This is a genomic window from Mycobacterium kyorinense, from assembly GCF_001672775.1.
Lineage (GTDB): Bacteria > Actinomycetota > Actinomycetes > Mycobacteriales > Mycobacteriaceae > Mycobacterium > Mycobacterium kyorinense_A.
In genome coordinates this window covers 1-14,474 of sequence record NZ_LZKJ01000104.1, presented here as the reverse complement: position 1 = coordinate 14,474, position 14,474 = coordinate 1, and the positions used below count along the sequence as shown (strand labels likewise).

General features: G+C 66.8%; 13 protein-coding genes and 2 pseudogenes. 9 read left to right on the top strand and 6 right to left on the bottom strand.

The features are described from left to right. Positions 1–457, top strand: a 457-nt coding sequence (locus tag A5707_RS10995) for a M20/M25/M40 family metallo-hydrolase (RefSeq protein ID WP_156657716.1), incomplete at its 5' end; no start/stop codon positions are given. Here A5707_RS10995 and A5707_RS24935 read toward each other — a convergent pair. Together A5707_RS24935 and dapE are read right to left on the bottom strand one after the other, a co-directional pair. Then, positions 442–1,008: an AAA family ATPase gene (locus A5707_RS24935; RefSeq protein WP_156657790.1), complete on the bottom strand. Its 567-nt coding sequence runs from the start codon at positions 1,006–1,008 to the stop codon at positions 442–444. The two genes, A5707_RS10995 and A5707_RS24935, sit on opposite strands and share 16 nt — an antisense overlap. 355 nt (positions 1,009–1,363) lie before the next feature. Continuing rightward, a pseudogene (gene dapE / locus A5707_RS23235) lies at positions 1,364–2,059 on the bottom strand (succinyl-diaminopimelate desuccinylase); the annotation flags it as partial. A 17-nt stretch (positions 2,060–2,076) separates the two neighbouring features. On the opposite strand from dapE, the gene dapD reads away from it, so the two are divergent. Then, positions 2,077–3,030: a 2,3,4,5-tetrahydropyridine-2,6-dicarboxylate N-succinyltransferase gene (gene dapD, locus A5707_RS10975; protein ID WP_156657788.1), complete on the top strand. Its 954-nt coding sequence runs from the start codon at positions 2,077–2,079 to the stop codon at positions 3,028–3,030. 71 nt (positions 3,031–3,101) lie between these two features. Here the strand turns inward: dapD and A5707_RS10970 are convergent, their stop codons facing one another. Then, complete coding sequence (locus A5707_RS10970) at positions 3,102–4,493, bottom strand: acyl-CoA synthetase (protein WP_065014511.1); 1,392 nt, start codon at positions 4,491–4,493, stop codon at positions 3,102–3,104. 46 nt (positions 4,494–4,539) lie between these two features. Then, a pseudogene (locus A5707_RS10965) lies at positions 4,540–5,336 on the bottom strand (aminoglycoside phosphotransferase family protein). A 131-nt stretch (positions 5,337–5,467) separates the two neighbouring features. On the opposite strand from A5707_RS10965, the gene A5707_RS10960 reads away from it, so the two are divergent. Beyond that, positions 5,468–6,154 (top strand): helix-turn-helix transcriptional regulator, encoded by a 687-nt coding sequence (locus A5707_RS10960; protein WP_065014510.1) that lies wholly within the window; start codon positions 5,468–5,470, stop codon positions 6,152–6,154. Next, complete coding sequence (locus A5707_RS10955) at positions 6,147–6,584, top strand: group III truncated hemoglobin (RefSeq protein WP_065014509.1); 438 nt, start codon at positions 6,147–6,149, stop codon at positions 6,582–6,584. The genes A5707_RS10960 and A5707_RS10955 overlap by 8 nt, the downstream gene beginning before the upstream one ends. Here the strand turns inward: A5707_RS10955 and ctaD are convergent. After that, positions 6,538–8,292 (bottom strand): cytochrome c oxidase subunit I, encoded by a 1,755-nt coding sequence (gene ctaD / locus A5707_RS10950; protein WP_065014508.1) that lies wholly within the window; start codon positions 8,290–8,292, stop codon positions 6,538–6,540. The genes A5707_RS10955 and ctaD overlap by 47 nt on opposite strands. A gap of 213 nt (positions 8,293–8,505) precedes the next feature. Here ctaD and A5707_RS10945 point away from each other — a divergent pair, with 213 nt between their 5' ends. Both A5707_RS10945 and A5707_RS10940 read left to right on the top strand, forming a co-directional pair. Then, the gene (locus tag A5707_RS10945) at positions 8,506–9,507 is read left to right on the top strand and encodes an Acg family FMN-binding oxidoreductase (RefSeq protein ID WP_065014507.1); all 1,002 of its coding nucleotides are present in this window, start codon (positions 8,506–8,508) and stop codon (positions 9,505–9,507) included. Further along, positions 9,494–10,123, top strand: a complete 630-nt coding sequence (locus A5707_RS10940; RefSeq protein WP_065014506.1) for a universal stress protein — start codon at positions 9,494–9,496, stop codon at positions 10,121–10,123. The genes A5707_RS10945 and A5707_RS10940 overlap by 14 nt, the downstream gene beginning before the upstream one ends. Before the next feature lie 18 nt (positions 10,124–10,141). Here A5707_RS10940 and A5707_RS10935 read toward each other — a convergent pair whose 3' ends face one another. Continuing rightward, positions 10,142–10,939 (bottom strand): universal stress protein, encoded by a 798-nt coding sequence (locus A5707_RS10935; RefSeq protein ID WP_065014515.1) that lies wholly within the window; start codon positions 10,937–10,939, stop codon positions 10,142–10,144. Between the two features lie 239 nt (positions 10,940–11,178). Between A5707_RS10935 and A5707_RS10930 the strand changes: the two genes are divergently transcribed. From A5707_RS10930 to A5707_RS10920, 3 genes are all read left to right on the top strand, one after another. After that, a complete protein-coding gene (locus A5707_RS10930; protein WP_065014505.1) occupies positions 11,179–13,518 on the top strand; it encodes a nitric-oxide reductase large subunit in 2,340 nt (779 codons plus the stop codon). Between the two features lie 2 nt (positions 13,519–13,520). Beyond that, entirely contained in the window at positions 13,521–14,150 is a 630-nt protein-coding gene (locus A5707_RS10925) for a hypothetical protein (RefSeq protein ID WP_065014504.1), read from the top strand. Next, positions 14,147–14,474: SPFH domain-containing protein (locus A5707_RS10920; RefSeq protein ID WP_269455147.1), on the top strand; the 328-nt coding region annotated here is incomplete at its 3' end. The genes A5707_RS10925 and A5707_RS10920, both read left to right, overlap by 4 nt.

Below are 14,474 nucleotides of genomic sequence, written 5' to 3'. Positions count from 1 at the left end.
CTATCAGGCTCGCCACGTCGACATCGACGGCTGCACCTACCGTGAGGGCCTCTCGGCGGTACGCATCGACGGCGGCGTGGCCGGCAATGTCATCCCCGATGCGGCGTCGGTGACGGTCAACTTCCGGTTCGCCCCCGACCGCTCGCCCGACGCCGCGCTGCAACACGTGCACGAGGTGTTCGACGGGCTCGAGGTGGATATCGAACAGACGGACTGCGCCGCCGGCGCGCTGCCAGGTCTGGGCAAGCCCGCCGCCAAGGCGCTGGTCGAGGCGGCCGACGGGCAGGTCCGGGCGAAATACGGCTGGACCGACGTCGCGCGGTTCGCGGCCCGCGGTATCCCGGCGGTCAACTACGGCCCTGGCGACCCCAACGTGGCCCATCGCCGCGACGAGCGGGTACCGGTCGAGCAGATCACCGCCGCCGTGGACATGCTGCGCCGCTACCTATCCAGCTGAGCGCGCTTGGCCTGCGCGGCGCCGTCGGCGGCTGCCGGATGAAACCCCGCATCGGCCAGGTCGGCGGACACGTCGGCCAGCGCGGCCGGATCACCCGCTGCCAGCGCGCGGGCGTGAGCCAGCGTGAGCCGGCCAAGCACACAGTCCACTTCGAGCGCGAGGCGCTCGGCGCGATACACCGCGCTGGTGTCGCCGAGCCGGGCGGCGTCCTGCAGCGCCCGAAGCGCGATCGCCGACTGCCCGCCGCGTTCGGCGGCCTGCACAGCTTCCCGGGCGGCGACGATGGCGCCGGTGGTGTCGCCGCGTGTCGCCTTCGACCATGCCTTGGCCAAGGCCAGCTCCGGAGCGAACAGCGCCGACTTCAGACCGTGCCGCGACTCGGCTCGGCTGAAAGCCTTTGCCGCCGCAAGCTGTTCGCCTTGCTGGCCCAGCGCCTGGGCGAGCAGGGACAGCGACAGCGGGCCCCACGAATAGCCGGTGCGCTCCAGCGTGGCCGCCGCGGGCTCCAGCAGCGCCACCGCAGTGTCGAAGTCACCCTGGGCAATCGCCACGTACCCGACCAGCACCTCGCCGATCGCCCGTCCCGGCTGCTGCAGCTCGGCGAAATCGGTATGGCGCTGCGCCAACGAGCGCGCCGCGTCCAGCCGCCCGGCCATCAGCAGCGCCGTGACTCGGGCTAACCCGCTGGTGAACCTCAACAAGCCCGGGTGCTCGGCGGCCACCGCGCGGGCGGCGAGCGCCTCGACGTCGCCGAAGCGGCCGATCCGGGCCGAGCACAGTGCCGCAGCCGAAGCCGCCCACCCGATGTCGCCGGCATGCGGGGAAGCCAGCACCTCGTCGGCCAGGCGCAAGGCGCGCAGCGGCGTACCCGCATTCATGGCAAAGGTGGCCGCCAGCCCGTCGATCATCGCCCGGGCCGCCGCCGTCGATGCGTACCGCCGAGAGGCCCTCACGGTAGGTGCAGCCGTCGATGTCGACGTGGCGAGCCTGATAGTTCGCGAGCCGGTCCAGTACCGCGCCCAGCTTGTGAATCGCGTTGTCGCCCAACCACGATCGCGCCGAGTGGGCGCGCGTTCCGTTCGCGTGGATCACGGCGCGCAGCGTGCCTTGACAGCCGGCCTCGATGTAGCCGGCGGTCGGCTCGCCAAGGATGGCCACATCGGCGGCCAGCCAGTCCGGCAACTCACGCTCGACGCGGCCCAAACCGTTTGAGGCGGCGTCGATTTCCTCACAGTCGTAGAACACCAGGGTCAGGTCGTGCGCCGGGTCGGTGACGGTGGCCGCCAGGTGTAGAAACACGGCGTCACCGGACTTCATGTCGGCGGTCCCGCAGCCGTAGAGCAGGTCGCCGTCTCGGCGACTGGGCACGTTGTCGGCGATCGGAACGGTGTCGAGGTGCCCGGCCAGCAATACCCGGGTCGGCTTGCCGGATTGCGTGCGGGCCAGCACGGCGTCGCCGTTACGGATGACTTCGAAATTCGATGTCTGCGCGCGCAGCGCGGCCTCGACCTCGTCGGCGATGTGTGCTTCGTGTCGCGACTCGCTGGGGATGTCGACCAATGCCGCGGTCAGCGCGATCGGATCCCCGGCTAAGTCCAGCACCGCTCCAGCCTAGTAGCGTGGCCACTGTGACTGCAGCTTCGGGTATTGGGCTGGCGACACTCGCCGCCGACGGGTCGGTGCTCGACACTTGGTTCCCCGCACCGGAACTGATCGATGCCGGTGAAAGCGGCACCGTACGGCTGTCGGTGGCCGAGGTTCCCGACGAGTTCGCCGCCTTGGCGGGCCGCGACGACGACCGCGGCACCGAGACCGTCGCGGTGCGCACGGTGATCGGTTCGCTGGAGGATAAGACCACCGACGCCTACGACGCCTATCTGCGCCTGCATTTGCTCTCGCATCGGCTGGTCGCGCCGCACGGGCTCAACGCCGACGGATTCTTCGGCGTGTTGACCAATGTGGTGTGGACCAATCACGGGCCTTGCGCCGTCGAGGGTTTCGAGGTGGTGCGGGCGCGGCTGCGCGGTCGCGGGCCGGTCACCGTCTACGGGATCGACAAGTTCCCGCGGATGGTCGACTATGTGGTGCCGGCCGGGGTGCGGATCGCCGACGCCGACCGGGTGCGGTTGGGTGCGCATCTGGCGCCCGGCACCACGGTGATGCACGAGGGATTCGTCAACTACAACGCGGGAACGCTGGGCGCGTCGATGGTGGAGGGCCGCATCTCGGCGGGCGTGGTGGTCGACGACGGCTCCGACATCGGCGGCGGCGCGTCGATCATGGGCACGCTGTCGGGCGGTGGCACCGCGGTGATCTCGATCGGCAAGCGTTGTCTGCTCGGCGCCAACGCAGGGCTGGGCATCTCGCTGGGCGACGACTGTGTCGTCGAGGCCGGCTTGTATGTCACCGCCGGCACCAAGATCGCGATGCCCGACGGGGCCACGGTCAAGGCCGGTGAACTGTCCGGCGGTAACAACATGCTGTTCCGCCGCAATTCGCTGACCGGTGCGGTCGAGGTGGTCTCCCGCGACGGCCACGGCATCGCGCTCAACGAAGACCTGCACGCCAACTAACTTTTTGCCGCGAGCGTGCGTGCTTGTACGGCGACACGCCGCTAACGGCGTGCAACTACGCACGCTCGCGGCTAGGGCAGCAGCTCCTTCTTGAGCACCTTGCCCATCGCATTGCGCGGCAGGCTGTCGACCATCCGGACCTCGCGGGGCCGCTTATGGACCGAAAGCTGCTGGGCCACATAGTCAATCAGCTCAGCAGTATCGGCGTCACCAACAACGAACGCGACAATGCGCTGGCCCAGGTCCTCATCGGGCAGCCCGACCACGGCCGCCTCGCGCACGCCGGAATGGCCCAGCAGCGCCGTCTCGATTTCGCCGGCCCCGACCCGGTAGCCGCCCGACTTGATCAGATCGACCGACTCGCGGCCCACAATGCGATGCATCCCGTCGCCGTCGACCACCGCGGCGTCACCAGTGCGATACCAGCCGTCGGCGTCGAACGCCTCGGCGGTGGCGTCCGGCCGGTTCAGGTAGCCGTCGAACACTGTCGGCCCCCGAACCTGAAGCCGCCCAATGGTTTCGCCGTCGCAAGCCACCGAACCGCCGGCGTCGTCGACCAGCCGGGTCTGCACGCCGGTTAACGGCAGGCCCACCCAGCCGGGGCGGCGTTCCCCGTCGGCGCGGGTGGACACCGTGATCAGCGATTCAGTACTGCCGTACCGTTCGACCGGCGCGTGCCCGGTAAGCCCGACCAGCTTGTCGAATACCGGCACCGGCAACCCCGCGCTGCCCGACACCAGCAGCCGCGCCGGCCGCAGCGCGTCGGCGGCGGCGCTATCGGCAACGATCCGCGACCACACCGTCGGCACCCCGAAATACAGTGTGCCCCCAGCTGCGGCGTAGCCCTCGGGTGTGGGTTTTCCGGTGTGCACGAAGCGGTTTCCGACCCGCAGCGAACCGAGCAGACCCAGCACCAGGCCGTGCACGTGAAACAGCGGCAGTCCGTGCACCAAGACATCGTCGGCGCTCCACTGCCAGGCCTGCGCCAAAGCGTCCAGGTCCGCGGCGATCGCGCGCCGGCTCAGCGGCACCCCCTTGGGCGGACCGGTGGTGCCCGAGGTGTAGATGATCAGCGCGGTGGCGTCGGGCGCCGGTTCGGGATAGCGATGCCATGAGCGGGCGTGCAACCGCACCGGGATGTGGGGCAGGCCCTCCGGCTCGTCGGGCACCTGCCCCAGCCATGCCTGGGCACCGGAATCGGTGAGGATGTGGCGTCGTTCGGCCTGGCCGACGTCGGCGGGCACCGGCACCACCGGGACACCGGCGAGCAGGCAACCGGTTATCGCCAGCACGGTCGCCGCAGTCGGGGTGGCTAGTACCGCAACCCGGCCCGCGCCGCCGACTCGCTCGGCCACCGACGTGGCGGCGCCGACCAAATCGCTGCGGCTCAACGTCACGTTGCCGATGTGGACGGCGTCACCGATATCCGTGGCGGCTGCGGGGTTCAGCGAGGTCAGCAGCACGTGAGCGAGACTACCGGGCGCGCGACCGCGGGGCGCGTCACGCGACTCATGCGCGGTTCAGGCGGTCAAGGGCAAGGTCCGTGATGGCGTGGGGAAATGCCGCGAGCGCGTCGTCGCCATCCTCGAGATGCCAGATGCCCGAGAGCGCCGACCACGACGCGATCCAGCGCAACAGGTCATCGCGGTCGATGTCGGCGGCCTTGCCAACGATATGCAGGCGCACGTCGAAGTTCGGGATGGCGTCCTCGGGCGTGAAGTTGGTGAAGATGTTGCAGTAGTCGAACTCTCGGGGCCCCACGATTCCCTTTGGGTCGATGGCCAACCATCCTCGATTCCGCCGTCGAGGACGTTTTCATGGTGCAGATCGCCATGCAGCAGCACCGGTCTGACATCGCGTTCCAAGAGTTGGTCCGCAATCTGCCTGACCTGCTCGAACCGGGGGCTGGTATCGGCGAACAAGGACGCGAACCAGCCACGCAGGGAGGGGAATTCGGTCAATCGCTCGAGAGTGTGGCGGTGCAGTCGGGCAGCTACGGCGCACAGCGCCCGTGTTGCAGCGGTGTCGTCGGTCACCCGCGAACGTAGCGTTGCCCCCACCCGTTCCAGCACCATCGCGTTGCCGTCGCGTGCGAGTAGCCGGACAGCGCCGTGCCCGTCCCATGTCTCCAGTGCTCGCGCGCCGGCCAGTTCCTCCGGTTCGTTTGTCACCTTCAACAATGCCGCTCGTCCCTCGAAGGTGACCGGTGCGACCACCGATGCCAGCGAGGGCCACGGCGCCCCGTCGGGACGTACCCCGAGCCGGATCACCGCAGCATCGACCTCCGCGATCGACGGCTTCGGCATCAGCGGCACCCGACAATGATTCCAAGCCGCTGCCGGCTCGACGCGGCGCCTGTTGGCTTCTGTTGACGCGACCAGCTAATATTGAGGAATAATATCCGTTAAATAACCCCAGCGACGAAGAGGCACCCGAGGTGGACGACGAACGGCAAGGCCGCCAGCGGCAGCGTTGGCCGCGCAATCGGCAACGTGAACGGGTGCTTCAACTGGTCCGCGAGCATGACGGGGCAGTCGACGCGGCCGAACTCGCCGCGCAGATGGGGCTGCACGTGACCACGGTGCGTTTTCATCTCGACGCGCTGTGCGATCAGGGCGCGATCACACGCACCCGCATCACACCGACCGGCGTCGGGCGGCCCCGCACCGGCTACGCAGCGGTGGAAGGCCAGCTCGACTATCAGATTCTCGCGGAGATCCTGGCCCTGGAGCTCGGCGACACCACCGACAAGCGCCGGCGCCGTGCCGAACGCGCCGGGCGGCGCTGGGCCGAACGCATCACGGCCGGATCCGCGTCGGGACCCACTGAAGCCGAACAAGGCGAGGTTCTCGATCGCCGGGCGCAGCGAACGACCGAGGTTTTCCAGCGGATGGGATTCGGGCCCGAACTGAACCCGCCCGCCGACAGCCGCACGCGCACGATCCGCCTGCACGGCTGCCCGGTGCGCGAACTGGCCGCCGCACACCCGGAGGTGGGGTGCGCGCTGCATCGGGGACTACTCGAGGGTCTCGTCTCCGACCGCCAAAGCCCAAGACTGCAAGCCGACTTGCAACCGTTCGTCGAACCGGAATTGTGCATCGCGCACGTGATCGCCAATGACTGACCTACAGGTGTTAGCCGAGCAAGAATGCGCGGACCTGACGGATCGCGCCGATGTCGAGGCGTTGCTACGACGGTTCTATGGCCGCGTGCTCGACGACGACGTTCTGGCCGAACCGTTCAGCGAAGTGCGCGCCCGGGGACTGGACACGCACATCCCGAGGATGTGCGACTTTTGGGAGACGGTGCTGTTCCGCGCCGGTCTCTACAAGGGCAGTGCGCTGCACGCACACCGCCACGTCCACGACCGGACTGCGCTGTCCGGAGGTCACTTCGTTCGCTGGCTGTCGACGTGGCAGAACACCGTCGACGAGATGTACAGCGGGCCTGTCGCCGACCAGGCGAAGGTTCAGGCCACCAGGATCGCCTGGGCCATGCACCGCCGGCTTACCGGCGGTGACTCGCCGGAACTCGATACCCTGCTGAAGCGCTGACCGAACTTACGGGGCGCCCGATGTACGCCTCGCTGCGCATCCTTCTCACCATGTGCGGGTAGTGCAGCTCGAAGGCCGGGCGCTCGGAGCGGATGCGGGGCAGCTCAGTGAAGTTGTGCCGCGGCGGCGGGCAACTGGTGGCCCACTCCAGCGAGTTGCCGTACCCCCACGGATCGTCGACGGCGACCACGTCGCCGTAGCGCCAGCTCTTGAAGACGTTCCAGACGAACGGAAGCATCGACGCGCCCAGGATGAACGCGCCAATGGTGGAGACGACGTTGAGCGCCTGGAAGCCGTCGGTGGGCAGGTAGTCGGCATAGCGCCGCGGCATACCTCTACTGCCGAGCCAGTGTTGCACCAAGAACGTGGTGTGAAAACCGATCAATGTCAGCCAGAAGTGCAGCTTGCCCAGCCGCTCGTCGAGCAGCCGGCCGGTCATCTTGGGGAACCAGAAATAGATGCCCGCGAAGGTGGCGAACACGATGGTGCCGAACAACACGTAGTGGAAATGAGCAACCAGAAAATACGTGTCGGTGACGTGGAAATCCAGCGGCGGGCTGGCCAACAGTACCCCCGACAGTCCACCGAGCAGGAAGGTGACCGCGAAGCCGATCGAGAACAGCATCGGCGTCTCAAAGGTCAACTGACCCTTCCACATGGTGCCGATCCAGTTGAAGAACTTGATCCCGGTCGGCACCGCGATCATGTACGACATGAAGCTGAAGAACGGCAGCAGCACCGCCCCGGTGGCGAACATGTGGTGCGCCCACACCGCGGTCGACAGGCCGGCGATGGACATCGTCGCGTAAACCATTGTGGTGTAGCCGAAGACAGGTTTGCGGGAGAATACCGGGAAGATCTCGGTGACGATGCCGAAGAACGGCAGTGCGACGATGTAGACCTCGGGGTGGCCGAAGAACCAGAACAGGTGTTGCCACAGAATCGCGCCGCCGTTGGCGGGGTCGTAGATGTGTGCACCGAGGTGCCGGTCGTAGGCGAGCCCGAACAGCGCGGCGGTCAGCAGCGGAAAGACCATCAGCACCATGATCGACGTGATCATGATGTTCCAGGTGAAGATCGGCATCCGGAACATCGTCATGCCGGGAGCGCGCATGCACACGACGGTGGTGATCATGTTGACCGCACCCAGGATGGTGCCCAGACCCGCGACGATCAGACCCATAATCCAGAGGTCTCCTCCGGCGCCGGCGGAGTGCACGGCGTCGGACAGCGGCGTATAGGCCGTCCATCCGAAATCAGCGGCTCCGCCGGGGCTGACGAAACCCGACACCGTGATCAGCGCACCGAACAGGTACAGCCAATACGACAACGCGTTCAGCCGGGGGAACGCCACATCGGGTGCGCCGATCTGCAGTGGCAGAACCAGATTGGCGAAGCCGAAGACAATGGGAGTGGCGTACAGCAGCAGCATGACCGTGCCGTGCATGGTGAACAACTGGTTGTACTGCTCGTTGGACAGGAACTGCAGGCCCGGCGCGGCCAACTCGGTGCGCATCAGCAATGCCATCAGCCCGCCGGCAAAGAAAAAGGCGAACGTCGTGACCATGTACATGATGCCGATCAGCTTGTGATCGGTGGTGGTCACCAGCTTGTAGACCAGCGTCCCCTTGAACCCGGTCCGTGGCGGATAGGGCCGAACCGCAGTCAGCCCACTGTCAACAGGTGCGCGAATTGCAAGATCTGCCATCGGTCGCCCTCTGCCCATGCCGTCGCCGTCGGCGGCATCGGATCTCATCCGTTATAAAGGACTATAATACTCTTAATAGCCCTGGTGGAATACCCCCGGCGGTGGCCCAAAGTCCTTTCCAACTGAGGTCTTCCTGCTCTGGGCCGGCCGGTGAGAGCACGGCAGCCTAAGAGTGACATCAGTTTCTGCGATGCATCGAAGGCGGCACGGGCAATGAATGCGCATTTTCCCGATCGCGAGGCGATCCGCACGGCCCTCACCCTGGCCGGCCGGGCGCCGTCGATCTACAACTCACAACCATGGCGCTGGCAGGTCAGCGACGACGCACTGGATCTGTTGGTCGACCCGGACCTGCGATTGCCCGGCGCCGACCCCGACGGCCGAGAGCTGATCCTGAGCTGCGGTGCGGCGCTGAATCATTGCGTGATCGCGCTTGCCGCGCTGGGCTGGCGGGCTCGCGTGCACCGACTGCCCGACCCGGACAACCCCGATCATCTGGCGCGCATCGAAGTATGTTGCTGTGACGTCGATCAGGTCGATGTCATGCTGGCGGCGGCGATCCCGCGGCGGCGAACCGACCGGCGAATTTACAGCTCCTGGCCGGTGCCCGACGGCGACATCGCACTCATGGGAGCGCGGGCCGCCCGCAGCGGCGTGATGTTGCGCCGCGTCGACCCGGTGGACAAGCTCAACAAGATTGTCGCGCAGGCGGTCTGGAGCCACGCGGGCAACCATGACTATGTCGCCGAACTCACCGCGTGGAGCGGGCGGTACGGCTCGGTGGCCGGCGTGCCTGCACGCAACATACCGACGCCCAGCCCGGCGGCGGTGATACCCGGGCGGCTGTTCGCCGGTCCTGCCCTGGCGCAGCCGCCCGGCGTCTCCCCCGCCGACGACAACGCGGTCATCCTGGCTTTGGGCACCCAAGCCGACGACCGGCTGGCCCGGCTGCGCGCCGGCGAAGCCACCAGCGTGGTGCTGTTGACGGCCACATCGATAGGTTTGGCCAGCTGCCCGGTCACCGAGCCGCTGGAGATCACCGAAACCCGCGATGCGATCCGATCAGATGTGTTCGGCGCCAGCGGATACCCGCAGATGTTGCTTCGGGTCGGCTGGGCGCCGGTCAACGCCGATCCGTTGCCGTCGACCCCACGTCGTGAAGTCAGCGACATCGTCGAGTGGCGGACCGAGTGTGAGCAACATGCTTTCGCATAGCACGAGACGCGGCATCGTGGTCGGCGTAGACGGGTCACCGTCGTCGAAAGTCGCGGTGGACTGGGCAGCCCGGGAGGCTTCGCTGCGCGGCATTCCGCTGACGGTGGTGTACGCGGCGCCGGCCGTGGCGGCCCGTCGGCGGGCGCACCGGATCATCGACGACGCTATGCGGGTCGCCCAGGACAGCGCGGGGCGCGAGTCGCCGCTGCTGCTGTCCACCGCGGTGCTGCCCACCGATCCCGTCGAGGCACTGGTGGAGATGTCCCGCGTAGCCGAGATGGTCGTGGTTGGACCACGCCGCAGCACCTGGCGACGCGCGTTGTCCCGGTCGGTCAGCGCGGCGGTGGTGCGCGAATCTCATTGCCCGGTAGCGGTTATCCACGATGAGGATCCGCTGATGCCGTACCCGGCGCACGCGCCGGTGCTTGCCTCCGAGCGGGCAACCAGGCTTGCGCGCCAAGAAGCAGCGCGGCGAGGCGTCGAACTGGTCATCTCCGCAGAGTCGGCGGCGCGCCTGGTCGAACAGTCCGAGGATGCCCAGCTGGTCGTCGTCGACGACCAGCTGGGCGCAACGGTCGCACAGCGCGCGCGGATGCCGGTGCTGGTGACCCGCTGAAGCTGAATGGGTAAGTGGCTACAGGTGGCTTGCCCGCACGGTCAGCACTGGGCACTCGACGGGCCTATCCGCGCCGCAGTCCCGGCTGGCCCTCACGAAAACCTCGACCGACTCCGCGTTTTGCGCAAGGTAACGGCAAAGGCTGCCGCGGACGACGGTCGGTTCGACCGTCACGTCGGGATACAGCCGTGTCCAGCGGGCGACTTGACGACCGAGATGCGCTCGCGCCAAACGTTTTCCGTCGCCGATGTCCTCTGGTATCTCCGGATACCACGCCGCGACCGCGCGAAGCGGCACCCGCCGCAGCCGCGCCTCTTCGAAGGCATGGTGTAGCGCTGTCCCGTTGTCCACCTCGACCAGAATGCTGCGGGGCCGGCGCTTGACCGCCCGGCTTGGTGACACGCCGACGACCGCCACTGGACACTGGGCCAGCGCGGGTAGGGCCGCTGCGACGGAACCGCTACCGCGGCATGCATGTTTGGTTCCGATCGAGCCGACGCAGAGGATCGCGGCCGACCGCGACTCCTCGGCCAACTTAGCCAGCGGCTTCCCGGTCAGCGTCTCAGTTTCGATCTTGACCGGTTCTCCGGTGGCCTCGACGGCGCGCTGCGCGCAGTACAACGCCGTACGCGCAGAAGCGAATTGACTGCGATCGGAATCAGCGGCAGACGGATCGGCCGGATCGATGACGTACACCAGACGCAGTGGGATGTCCCGGCCGACGGCCTCATCGACCGCCCAAAGCGCCGCCTGGATCGCGGCCCTGGATCCGTCCACGCCTACCACAACTGCGGGAGCTGAACAAGAGTCACACATCGCGATCACCTTGCTTCCCAACGTCAACGCTTTACTGATGATCACGTTAGGAGCGCACAGCAGCGCTGTTGAGGGCCCTTTGTCACCTAACCGCGGCCATTGGTCCTTTCTGCGAGGTTTGCTGTAGCACAACCGTCTGTCGCAACGGCATGATCAAGCGAAACGCGAATCCGGCGTTTCGTCCGAGCGCAGCGGGTTAAATACAGGGCAATCGTCCACCGACCAGAAGGGTCTTCGGTATGGCAACCGAACCGGCAGAGGCGCAGCGCTCCACTTCGGCAACTTCAGAACCGTTGATCGGTAAGGGCTGGGTTCAGGGTGTGGCACTGGTGATGATCTTCGGCTTCCTGGTGATGGGCATTCTGGCCTACCGCACCTACACGGCCTCGATGCCGATGCCCGACAAGGTGGTCAGCGAATCCGGCCAGCCGCTGTTCACCGGTGCCGATATCACTCGCGGCCAGGAGCTCTTCCAGGCTCGCGGGTTGATGGAGTACGGGTCGGTGCTCGGCCACGGCGCCTACCTCGGACCGGATCGCACCGCCGAGTACCTACGCGTGGCGACCGATAATGTCGCCGACCAGTGGCGGGGCCAAGGTATCAGCGACCCGCACGACCGGGTGGTGACCGAGTTCCGCACCAATCGCTATAACCCTGACACCAAGACGCTGGTGTTCACCGACCGGCAGGCACGGGCATTCGAGGACATCCAGAAGTACTACGCGACGTATTTCGGTGAGGACTCCACGAAGTACGGCTTCCTGCCGCACATGATCACCGACAAAGCCCAGATCCACGACCTCACCGCGTTTTTCGCGTGGACGGCATGGGCCGCGGCAGCCGAACGGCCGGGCCACAGCTACACCTACACCAACAACTGGCCCGCGGAGAAGCGCGTCGACAACGGCCCGACCGCTCAGGTCATCGTGTGGTCGGCGCTGTCACTGGTCGCACTCCTCGGCGGGATCGGGATCATGTTCGCGGTCTACGGGCGCTGGAGCCAGAAGATCGGGTGGCATGGCGACGCAACCTCGTCCACGCTGTCCTTCCGCGAGCCGGGCGAGGTGAGCCTGACACCGGCGCAGCGCGCCACGATCTGGTTCTTCGCGATCGTGTCGGTGCTGTTCTTGGCGCAAACCCTGGTCGGCGCGGCCGCCCAGCACTACCGCGCCGACCTGTCGACGTTCTTCGGCCTGGACCTGGCCCGGATCCTGCCGTACAACCTGGCGCGGACCTGGCATGTGCAGCTGTCGCTGTTCTGGACCGCGGCGGCGTTTCTGGCCGGCGGCATCTTCCTGGTGCCGTTCATCGCGCGCCGCGAACCGCGACGCCAGAGCTGGCTGGCCTACGGGCTGCTGGGCGCGGTCGCGATCGTGGTGTTCGGGTCGCTGATCAGCGAAGCACTGTCGATCTACGGCGTGATCCCTCCCGGCGGCCTGCTCTCCCAACAGTGGGAGTACCTGGACCTGCCGCGGTTGTGGCAGATCCTGCTGTGCGTCGGCATGTTCCTGTGGATCGTGATCATCTGGCGTGGCATGCGCACCCGGCTGCGCACCGAATCGAAGATGAACCTGCCGTGGCTGTTTTTCTTCGCCGGCCTGGCCATCCCGGTCTTCTACACGGTCGGCCTGCTGGCCGGCAGCGCAACCCACTTCTCGGTCGCCGATTTCTGGCGATTCTGGGTGGTGCACCTGTGGGTGGAGGATTTCCTCGAGCTGTTCACCACGGTGATGGTGGCCTACATCTTCGTGCTGCTCGGGGTGGTGCGCGAACGGATCGCGCTCGGGGTGATCTTCCTCGACATCATCCTGTACTCGGCCGGCGGCGTGATCGGCACGATGCACCATCTGTACTTCTCCGGTACCCCGGTGGAACACATGGCCCTGGGCGCCTTCTTCTCCGCGGCCGAGGTCATCCCGCTGACCTTCCTGACCGTGGAAGCGTGGGCGTTCCTGCAACTGGGATCCCGTCAGCAGGCCGGTGACGCCAAGCCGTTCCCCCACCGCTGGGCCGTGCTGTTCCTGGTTGCCGTCGGATTCTGGAACTTCGTCGGCGCCGGGATTTTCGGGTTCCTGATCAACCTGCCGATCGTGTCCTACTACCAGATCGGCACCGCGTTGACAGCCAACCACGGTCACGCGGCCATGATGGGCGTCTACGGCATGCTGGCCGTCGGCTTGGCGATGTTCGCGTTCCGCTACGTGATTCCGGCCGACAAATGGCCGGAAAAATGGGCCCGGATCTCGTTCTGGGGAATGAACCTCGGGCTGGCGTGGATGGTGTTCGCGACGCTGTTGCCACTCGGCGTACTGCAGCTGTACCACTCGGTCAACGACGGCTACTACGAAGCGCGCTCACTGGGTTTCATCGCCCAGCCCGGCAACGCGCTGCTGGAATGGCTGCGGCTGCCCGGTGACGTCATCCTCATCGTCGGCGGGGTGCTGCCGTTCATCTACATCGCACTGCTGGCGTTGCGTCATTCCCGGTCCGGCGCGGTCGCCGACGAGTTGCCCGAGCATCCGCTCTACACCGAATTGTCCACCGCCGCCGAACAACCCGCGGCACCGGCGAAGGAGTGACGATGACAGCGCCCACGGCGTCGGTGTGGCTGGTCGCCGGCTACGCGCTGGTGCTGGTGGCGATTGCGTGGGGCTTCGACGCGATGGCGAAGCGGGTGTCCAAACAGGCGGCGCGCTGGCGCACCGGGAACTTCGTCTACCGCCCCGACCACGATGCGTGGGTCTGTCCGCAAGACCACTGGCTGTGGCCGACGTCGTTCGATCCGCAGCACCGGGTGATGCGGTACCGGGCGCTGCCCGTGGTGTGCAACAGCTGTCCGGTGAAGTCCACCTGTACGACCTCAGACCACGGCCGGGAAATCAACCGTGAGATCGACCCGTGGCCGCACTCGGATGCCGGCCGCTTCCATCGTGGAATCGCCTGTTTTGTGGCCGCACTCGGGGTGATCATGCCGCTGGCGATGCTGATCGGCCGGCACAGCGCCGTCGATCTGCTGATCCTGGGTGGCGCCGCCGCGCTGGTGGTGACCGCTGGACTGCCGCTGGCCCGACACTTGTGGAACTCGCCGTCGAACGCCCCCGAATACCTGCCGCACCGAACCGGCCTGGAAGATCAGGTGGCCGTCGCGATCGACCGGTATTCCACCCGGTGGGGCAGCGATTGGGCGCAGAAGGAGGACAGCCCCCAGTGACTGGTGTGGTGATCGTCGTGGTGTTGGCCGTGCTGGCTGCGCTGGTGGTGCTGGCGTTCTTTTCGCTGGTGGTGCTGCGCGAGTACGAGCGCGGCGTGGTGTTCCGGATGGGTCATGCCCGGCCGTTGTATCAGCCCGGATTGAAGTTCCTGATCCCGTTGGCGGACAGGATGATCCGGGTGGATCAACGGGTCGTGACGTTGACGATCCCGCCGCAGGAGGTGATCACCAGAGACAACGTGCCGGCCCGAGTGAACGCAGTGGTGATGTTTCAGGTCGTCGACCCGTTGAAAGCCATCCTGGCGGTGGAGAACTTCGCGGTGG